Genomic DNA, 7,508 nt, shown 5'->3' with positions numbered 1-7,508 from the left:
GGGGCTCGCTGGCAAGGCGGACCGACGAAGACTGCGGTTCATTTCGATGCGGTGCAGCGCATATTCGAGGAGGTCCCAACGCCGCCAGCGGGCGCCAGGGCTGGGGCCAAACGATCAGGATTCCTGTGGCGAGGTACTAGTCGGGACGGTCGCTACCTACACCTAACCTGACGGCACCAGCGCACAGCGCGGCTTGCGCGTGTCTGTGTTCCCGGATGCTGCTAGCCTGGCCGGGTGAGCAGCCGCGACCTTTTTGCGTTCATCGACCACGCTCGCGAAAAGGGCATGGATCACGCCACCATCCGATTGCTTCTGCACTCGGCGGGCTGGAAGGAAAAGGAGGTCATCGAAGCGCTTGCTAGTACGAGCCTCGAGATGCCCGTTCCGCCGCCACCGGACAGGGGCGGAGCAAGGGAGGCGTTCCTGCATCTGCTGAGCTTCGCCGCGCTGTACACCTCGATCATCGCCGTCGTGGTGCTGCTGTTCCAGTACGTCGATCGCTGGTTCCCTGACCCTGCGCTGCCGGTGAGAGCCGGCATCGAGCGCTTGTCGACCGTCCGCTGGTTTCTCGCGGTGGCCATCGTCTCGTTTCCCGTATTCGTGTGGCTCTCCCGCGTCTTGCTGGGCGAGATTCGGACGCACCCGGAGCGGGCCTGGAGCGCAACGAGGCGCTGGCTGACCTACGTGACGCTTCTGTTCGCGTCGCTGGCCGTCGGCGGGGCTCTGATCACGCTTGTCTTCGGTTTGCTCGAGGGCGAGCTGAGCGCTCGCTTCCTGCTGAAAGTGCTGGCCGTGCTCGCCGTAGCGGGTCTGACTTGCATCTACTATCTCCTGGCGCTGCGCTTGGCGCCGAAGGAACGGGGATCGACCCGCCTGCATCGCGCATCCGCATCGGCAGCAGCAGCGATCGTGCTGCCGACCATCGTATGGGGCTTTGTCGTGGCAGGCTCTCCCGGGACGGCGCGGGTACACAAGCTCGACCAGCGTCGCCTCGACGATCTGCGGCTCATCGTGCGCGAGATTCAAGACGCCTGTCTCGGCGCTGCGCGCTCGCTTCCAGTGCATCAGCGGCGTCTCGAACGCCCGCTGCCGGCAACGCTCGAACAGCTGGTCGCTCGGGCAGCTCGAGAGCGGCCAAGGATCCAGGATCCAGAAACCGGACACAAGTACGGTTACGCCATCTTGGATCAGACCCGCTTCGAGCTCTGCGCGACGTTTCGCCTGCCGCGCGACGAGAAGCAGGCCCCGAGCTGGAACCACCCCGCGGGGCGACATTGTTTCGAGTTCGACGTCCTGCGCCCGAGGCGGCCCGTCGCGATGCAACCGGGGGCAAGGCCCAGCGCCAGCCGCCCCTGACCCCTGCCGCGTTTGCTGCATGCGCATTCTGCAAGGGCCCGCGGAAGTCGAGCGATTCTGCCACGTGCCCCAAGCCTCGAGCGCAGCGCGCTGGTCCGGGTTGCGCACGAGGCGGCAGCGTCTGGTCTAAAAGCCTCGATCCGCGGGGCCTTCTGGCCCCGGGTTTGGGGCCCGTGCTGGACGTGCTCGGGAAGATCGGGCATATGATCGCTTCCATGGCTCGAGTGGAGTCGACTCGGCACTTGTTCGAGTTCTTCCCGAACCCGGCCGGCAAGGAGCTCGTAGTGAGCCGCCCATCTACAGCGTGCGCTTCGGCTAAGGGGTGATCGTACGCGCCAGCCAATGTCGGTCGTCGATGAAGTCGAACAAGGCCTCGGCCAACAGCCGGTGCCCGAGGGGAGACGGGTGCGGATCGGACTCGCTGAGCACCAATACCGACGATAGATAGTCTTCGATATCACGCTCCTGCAGGTACGCTCCGAAAACAGGGGCGCCGGGCACGCGCGGTAGCTCGAGCTCATCGAGGACAGCGCTGACGTCGTCAGGGTAGGCACTATGGGACATCACGACGAGCTCGAAACCGTGCTTCTCACTTAGCGTTACGAGCTCGGTCATGGCGCGACGATAGGCGTCGATGCCGACCATTTCGCGATAGCGTTCGGGCACCCGTTGTGGATCGTTCTCGAACGCCTGGCGAGATTGTTGCAGCGTCGTTTGCAGCGGCGCGTCGGTCGTTTGCAGCGGCGCGTCGGTCATTCGAAACGATGGAGTCCACGGCATTCTCTTCAGACGCGTCCAGACGAAGTCGACGAGGAACGAGCGACTCGGGTCGTGCCATTGGCTCGGTTCGGTGAGGAAATTGGGCAGTTGCAGGTCGTTGGGAACGTAGTCGATGATCACGATATCCGGCTCGTGCACCAGCCACTTCGCCTTGAACGCCTCGACTTCCATCACGGTATTGTAGCCGGGCACACCTGTATTGATGATGTCGAGCTCAAGATCAGGGTAGCGCGCACGGATCTTGTCGCCCAACAGCGAAAGGTAGCACTGCTCCTCCCGCACGCCCCACCCGAACATGACCGAGTCTCCCAAACCGACGATACGCAGCGATCCTTCCTCTTTGCGCAGATCGGTCGCGCCTCCCCGAAAACCCCACGCATTGATGCGCACTGGCTGCCCGTGGAACGTAACATCGCACTCCGGAACCAGCTCGTAGACGATGTGGGGATTCTCGTTGGGCTGGATAAAGGCACGCACGGAAACGTTGCGATCCGCCGGGATCGCCGCCAACATGCTCTTGTGGCTCTCCATGACGTCTCCAAAGGTCACGTGCGAGACCGCGGCGTGGATGCGCAAAGCTGCTTCGAGCAGGCCAGCGCTGAGCGCGACCGAGACCAAGACCAGGGCGCCACGCATCAGCCACAGACGGCCTTTGGGGGATCCGGCGGCGCAGCCCACGAGCAGCACGCACGGTGCGAGCCGCAACGCGCGCGTTCGAAGCTTGCTGGTCATTGGGGCAAGTTTGCTAACCGCTCTTCTTACCGAATAGCTTGGTAATGAAGCCGCCGGTTTCGGTCTTGGCTCGCGCCCTGCGGATTCCGGCGAGGCGCACCTCGCGTCCCGCTTCCAGATGGCGAGGATTGATTTCGAGTGTTGCGCGAAACGCAGCCAGCGCTTCCCGCTTCTTGCCCTTGCGCTTGAGGATCAGCCCCTTGGTGAAGTGCGCGCGTTCGTGTTCGGAGTTCAGCTCGAGCGCCCGTACGACACCTTGCTGTGCGTCCGCGGGCACGGCTTCGCTATCGGGTGCCATCTGCAGCAGCAAGTACGCACGCATGGCATGGTAGTCTGCTTCGTCCCCGTTGAGCTTGAGGATGTCGTCCAGCAGCTCCAGCGCCTCGGCATAGGCCCGCCTGCGCGCCAGCACCTCGACCTTTTGGTACTGCACGGCGGCTTCCATGATCGCCGACACTTGGCGTGCTTCGGCCGGCGTGCCGCCGCCCAGCTCGATCGAGGCTTGATAGCGAGCGCGCTGCGGGTCGTTGCTCAGGCAAGCGTGCGCCTCGCTCAGCAGGCCGAACACGAGCTCCACGTGCGCGCGCAAGGCTTCGAGCGGCTCCGGAAGTCGATCGGGGTGCCAGGTCTTGGCCAGGCCGAAGTAGGCAGCGCGTACGCCGCCGGCGTTGGTGTGGGTGTCGACACCCAGCATCTCGAAGTAGTTCTCGCTGTCGATGCCCTGATAGCGCTCGACGATTTCGGACCAGCGTGCGGCGTGCTCCTGGGAAAGGTCCGGCGGCATGCTTGGAAGGGGTAGCGAGCGCGGCTGCAGCGAAGCGGTCCGCGTCATCTCCGTGCGCCGCGCAGTCCTTCGCTGCGGCGGGGTGCCGCTCGATTTTCCAACGGCCTGCATTTGCGTGGAGATCGTGCTTCTGCCGCCGCGCGCATCCCCCCTGGCGCCGAAGTTCTCGACGCAGCGGGTGATGGCGAGCAGGTAGACGACCCTGCGCGCTTTGGACTCGGGCAGCCCGCTAACCTGTACGAGCGAGCTCAGATCCGCGGGTTCCGCCCGCAGCAGATCGATGAAGCCACGCTCGGCGGACCCGAACTGGAAGCGGTGCAGGGGCGCTCCGGGCTTGAGGCGCAGCGGCGTCTGACCGAGTCGACCGAGCACGCGATCGACGACCGCATCGCGCGTGTGGTGTGGGAGCGAGAGGGCCAGGATGCGCATTGGGTCCCACGGACCTCGCAGCGCATGCGGGCCTCGTCCTACCAGATCCGCCTCGTAGAAGGCATAGCGTGCGGGGCCACGCAGGAACAGGGGCAGGACACCCTGCTCGAAGCCTTCGACCGGAACCTCGAAGCGGGCTGCGATCGGCTGCCCCTGGCGAAAGAGCAGCGCGGATCGCCCCTGCTGCTGCCCGGGAGCATTCCCTTGCTCTGTCCCGACCACCAGCGTACCAGTGAGCCGATGTGTTTCGATGTAGACGAGCAGGTGCGCGAACGGGGTCTTGGTGAGGGTGCCTTCGGCCTTCGCCTGCGGGGCCGCCATGCCAGTTTCGCGCTCCTTCCTAACAGGCCTGCACGTTTCATGGTACAGCACTACCGCTCAGCAGGCCGGTAGAAAAAGCGCGTAACGCCGCTCTTGCCAGGGAGTGTCTTCAAAATCGGACCGAGAGCCCGAGGATGATCGGAATAGTGGGGTTTTCGCCGTGACGAGGTGATGTGGTGCATCGTTCATGAGCGGCGGGAGACCCCACGATTTCGAGGGCCTCGGGATCGACGGGAGCATTTGGAAAGACACTCCCTGGCAGAAGCACCCGCCCCGGTAATGCTATGTTGCTCGGGCGCCGGGCCAAACGCGGTCATTTCAGGCGCGGTTTCATCCAAGGCGGATCAGCACATGGACGAGCTTCCATCCCTCGAACGCGAGCTCACCCGCCGCATGGGCGCGTGCATCGGGGAATTCGGCCTGATCGCAGACGGCGACCGCATCATGGTCTGCATGAGCGGAGGCAAGGACAGCTACACCCTGCTCGAGCTTCTGGAGCGCTGCCAGAAGCGTGCGCCTCTGCGTTTCGAGCTCCTCGCGGTGCACCTCGATCAAGGTCAGCCCGGCTACGACGGCGCACCGCTGCGCCGCTGGCTCGAGCAGCGCGGCACGCCGCATCGGATCCTCCACGAGGACACCTACAGTGTCGTTCGAGCCAAACTGGATGCTCGGGCCACCTATTGCTCGCTGTGTTCACGCTTGCGGCGCGGCGTTTTGTACAATGCAGCGGAGGCTTTGGGTTGCAGCAAGATCGCGCTCGGGCATCATCGAGACGACGCGCTCGAGACCCTGATGTTGAATCTCATGTTCACGGGCTCGCTGGGCGCGATGCCGGCCAAGCTGCGCAGCGACGATGGTCGCAACACGGTGATCCGGCCCTTGTTGTATGCGGCGGAGGCTACCATCGAGCGCTATGCGCGGGCGAGGCGCTTCCCCATCCTGCCCTGCAACCTATGCGGATCGCAGCAGCAGCTGAAACGCCGGCAGGTCAAGCGTTGGCTGAGCCAGCTCGAGCAGATCGCGCCCCAGGTGCGCCAGAGCATGCTGGCGGCGCTTGGAAACGTCCGCGCTTCCCACCTGCTGGACCGGGACCTGCTTGCGGAGCTTGCCGCCGCGGAGGACCAGAGCGATGCAGCTCGGCACGAGGACGCACCCGAGCGGGGCAGGCTGCCCTTGTTGCTGTAGACTGCGCGCTGCGACCGGCTCCGAGTCTTGCCATGGGACAGCAGTTGCCCGCGCTACTGGTTTGTTGGGTGCTCGTTGCCGCCGTACGTGGCGGGAGCGCTTCGGCTCAATCTGCGCGTGACGTGGATGTCGAGCACTTCGTGCCCGCCTTCGACCGTGACGGGCTGCTGGGAATCCCGAGCACGCGCTCGCCGGGGACCGGCCAGGGCAACGTGGCCTTGTGGGCTGACTACAGCTCGGACTTGATCAGGGTTCGCGTCGGCAGCGACGGCAGCGGAGCGCGCCGGCGGCCGCTCGATGATCGCTACGCCATGAGCCTTTGGGGGTATGTGGGACTGAGCTCGCGCCTGGCGGTGGCGCTGCGGGTGCCCTGGATCGTCCACCAACACGGCCAGCGTGTGCTGCGCGATGAGCCGGCGCTGCCCGCTCGTGCGCTAGGTGATTGCTGGCTTTACGGGCTGCTGCAGGTCGCGGGCCCCGCTACTCGCGGCAGGGACGAGCGCCAGGACGGTCCCGGGCTCGGCCTGCTGGCCGGCGTGGCCCTGCCTGCAGGCCAACCTGGGCGGTATGCCGGTGAGGGCAGCGGCCGCTTCGAGCTGCGTGCCCTGGCCGACTTTCACTTGCTAGGCGCGAGTCTGGCCACGCACCTGGGCTGGCTGCACCGGACCAGGCCGAAAGCGGTCTTTGCAACCCGCGTGCGCGACCGCTTGGGCTTCGGGATCGGCCTGAAGCTGCCGCTGCTCATCGCCCGAGGGCTTGCCGGCCTGATCGAGCTGCGCGGAACGACCGATGCGGGGAAGCCGTTTGCCGCTCGCGCAGGGACCAGCCTGGTGCTGCAGTCGGGGCTGCGGGCCAGTCTGGGGGAGCTGACGTTCACGGTCGCGGTGGCTCGTGGTTTGGTGGCCGGCGTGGGCAGCCCGGCGATCCGTGCCACGCTGGGTGTTTCCTGGGCTCCACGGAGCCACGATCAAGACGAGGACGGCCTCGACGACGACGTAGATGCCTGTCCACCGCTGCCGGAAGACCTGGACGGCTTTCAGGACGACGACGGCTGCCCGGACCCGGACAACGACAACGACCTCGTTCCCGACGTGGACGACCTGTGCCCCAACGAGGAAGCCGAGGAGGGCCGAGACCAAGACGAGGACGGCTGCACCGACCCCCCCTCGACGTAACCGTCCAGGCCCCAGGAAGTCGTCGAGGCGAAAGACCCCCGGGAACGGTTACCCCTCGACGAGCTGACACGCGAACGGCCCCGTAGTGTGCTCGTGCTCGAGCTCGAGGGACCAATGCAGAGCATTCGGTTGACAAACCGCGCCGATCGGCACAGCCTGCCCGCGTACAGATGGGTCCGGTGTGCCGAGACCGGCGCCCGGTCAGCACGCCGGAGGGAGCGCCGGGAGTCGAGCACAGGAGTCGAACGACAGGGCTATGTTTTCCAACTTTCCCGCTCCCGTTTCGGTATGGGTGGCCGTGGCGCCCCTGCTGTTCGTATGCGCAGTTATAGCCATCACCGTGCCCGTCTACGCCGTGCTCAACCTGCGGCGCCGCACCCGGCAGGACAGGGGAATCGACCATCGTGGCACCAGCACGCTCCTAGCGATGCGAGTGCGATGTTATTTCTCTTGGTTGCTCCAGCCCATCCGGAGCCTGACCGTTCTCAGGCACTTCCTGCGCGCGCTTGGCCGACAAGGCTCGGATCCACGGCTGCTCACGCTGGGCGAGGGGAGCCTGTTCCGCAACATCACGGCTGCCGGGATAGCCCCCGCGTTCGACTTCGGCGTTTTCTATTCGCTTGTCGCTGCGACCTGGCTCGGCCCCGCGGCCGCGACGCTGTGTGGCTTCGCTGTGGGTGGCGTGGTTAATTTCACGATCAACCGTGTGTGGGCGTTCGGCGCGCCTGGCCCGTATCTGTCGCAGG

At 65.6% G+C, this 7,508-nt stretch carries 6 protein-coding genes; 4 read left to right on the top strand and 2 right to left on the bottom strand.

Annotation, left to right across the window (positions count from 1 at the left end; translation table 11 throughout):
* Nucleotides 1-234 precede the first annotated feature (234 nt).
* Nucleotides 235-1,356, top strand: coding sequence for a DUF5671 domain-containing protein (locus MJD61_10955; GenBank protein ID MCG8555787.1), 1,122 nt, complete (start codon nt 235-237; stop codon nt 1,354-1,356).
* A gap of 315 nt (nt 1,357-1,671) precedes the next feature.
* Here MJD61_10955 and MJD61_10950 read toward each other — a convergent pair whose 3' ends face one another.
* Nucleotides 1,672-2,868, bottom strand: coding sequence for a GDSL-type esterase/lipase family protein (locus MJD61_10950; GenBank protein MCG8555786.1), 1,197 nt, complete (start codon nt 2,866-2,868; stop codon nt 1,672-1,674).
* Nucleotides 2,869-2,881: 13 nt separating this feature from the next.
* Nucleotides 2,882-4,402, bottom strand: coding sequence for a DnaJ domain-containing protein (locus MJD61_10945; GenBank protein ID MCG8555785.1), 1,521 nt, complete (start codon nt 4,400-4,402; stop codon nt 2,882-2,884).
* A gap of 351 nt (nt 4,403-4,753) precedes the next feature.
* Here MJD61_10945 and ttcA point away from each other — a divergent pair, with 351 nt between their 5' ends.
* The 3 genes from ttcA to MJD61_10930 form a co-directional block, all read left to right on the top strand.
* On the top strand, nt 4,754-5,587 hold the full coding sequence (gene ttcA, locus MJD61_10940; GenBank protein MCG8555784.1) for a tRNA 2-thiocytidine(32) synthetase TtcA: 834 nt from the start codon (nt 4,754-4,756) through the stop codon (nt 5,585-5,587).
* 32 nt (nt 5,588-5,619) lie between these two features.
* A complete protein-coding gene (locus tag MJD61_10935; GenBank protein MCG8555783.1) occupies nt 5,620-6,762 on the top strand; it encodes a hypothetical protein in 1,143 nt (380 codons plus the stop codon).
* A gap of 256 nt (nt 6,763-7,018) precedes the next feature.
* A partial coding sequence (locus MJD61_10930) for a GtrA family protein (protein ID MCG8555782.1) occupies nt 7,019-7,508 on the top strand: 490 nt, incomplete at its 3' end.

This window comes from Pseudomonadota bacterium (genome assembly GCA_022361155.1).
In the GTDB taxonomy this organism is placed as follows: Bacteria; Myxococcota_A; Polyangia; order Polyangiales; family JAKSBK01; genus JAKSBK01.
Note: the sequence above shows the minus strand (reverse complement) of the source record. Positions and strands in the feature narration are given on the sequence as shown.

What these genes read in the sequence shown, in the direction of transcription:
- MJD61_10950 (MCG8555786.1), bottom strand. Translation starts at nt 2,868, where the DNA reads ATGACCAGCAAGCTTCGAACGCGCGCGTTGCGGCTCGCACCGTGCGTG.
- MJD61_10945 (MCG8555785.1), bottom strand. Translation starts at nt 4,402, where the DNA reads ATGGCGGCCCCGCAGGCGAAGGCCGAAGGCACCCTCACCAAGACCCCG.
- ttcA (MCG8555784.1), top strand. Translation starts at nt 4,754, where the DNA reads ATGGACGAGCTTCCATCCCTCGAACGCGAGCTCACCCGCCGCATGGGC.
- MJD61_10935 (MCG8555783.1), top strand. Translation starts at nt 5,620, where the DNA reads ATGGGACAGCAGTTGCCCGCGCTACTGGTTTGTTGGGTGCTCGTTGCC.